The following is a 970-nucleotide window of genomic DNA, read 5'->3' on the forward strand; positions in this document are numbered from 1 at the left end:
GCCCGGACGGCGATTCAGCTCCGCAACGCGGCGGAGATGGCGGCCAGCCCGCCGCGCAGCTCCGCTTCCGTCGGCCAGCCGAAGCCAAGGCGGAAGAAGCGCTTCGGCATCTCGAACCAGTGGCCGGGACCGACATAGGCGCCGTGCTCCTCCAGCAGCCGGGTGTAGAAGCGGTCGAGGTCGAAGCCCGCATCGATATTGAGCCGCGGGAACCCGACGACGCCGCCTTGCGGCCGCACCCAGTCGACCAGCGTCTCGCCGTCGATCCAGGCCTGCACGATGTCGCGGCGCCTTGCCATCTCCGGCAGCAGCGAGGCGAGGAAGGCGTCACGGCGTTCGAGCGTGGCGCGCGCGATCGCCTCGTCGATGACGCTGCCGCAGATGCCGATCTGCTCCTTGGCGGCGAGGAAGGTTTCCTGCAGTTGCGGATCGCGGGTCAGCAGCCAGCCGATGCGGATGCCCGGGATGCCGAAAGCCTTGGACAGGGAGCAGACGCTGATGGCGCTTGGGCTGAGCGAGGCCGCCGCCGGCAGGCGCTCGCCGTAGGAGAGATCGCGATAGGTCTCGTCGACCAGCAGGCGGCACTTGTGATGTTCGGCAAGCGCGATCAGCGCGTCGAGATCGGCGCGTGTCATCATCGTGCCGGTCGGGTTGTGCGGGCAGGTGACGCTGATCAGTTTCGTGTTCGGCCGCAGCTCCGCCTTCACGTGCTCGATGTCGATGGCAAAGCCCTGGTCGAAATCGAGATCGACATAGGAGATGGCGCAGCCGATCGCCTTCGGCGTCTCGATGTTGGTGGCGTAGTTCGGCCGGACGACGACAAGATGGTCAGCGGGCGACAGCAGCGCGGTGGCGATGATGAACAGCGCGCCGGCCGCGCCCGCCGTCACCAGCACATCGGCGTGGGAAAGGCCGTTGTCCTGCGCGGCGATCAGCGCGCGCAGGTCCTTGTCGCCGCGATGCTCGCCAT

General features: G+C 67.9%; 1 protein-coding gene. It reads right to left on the minus strand.

Features of this window, described 5'->3' with window-relative positions:
* Window positions 1-14: 14 nt before the first annotated feature.
* Window positions 15-970: pyridoxal phosphate-dependent aminotransferase (locus tag EOA27_RS38010; RefSeq protein WP_145970885.1), on the minus strand; the 956-nt coding region annotated here is incomplete at its 5' end.

It is taken from the genome of Mesorhizobium sp. M2A.F.Ca.ET.037.01.1.1, from assembly GCF_003998075.1.
Lineage (GTDB): Bacteria > Pseudomonadota > Alphaproteobacteria > Rhizobiales > Rhizobiaceae > Mesorhizobium.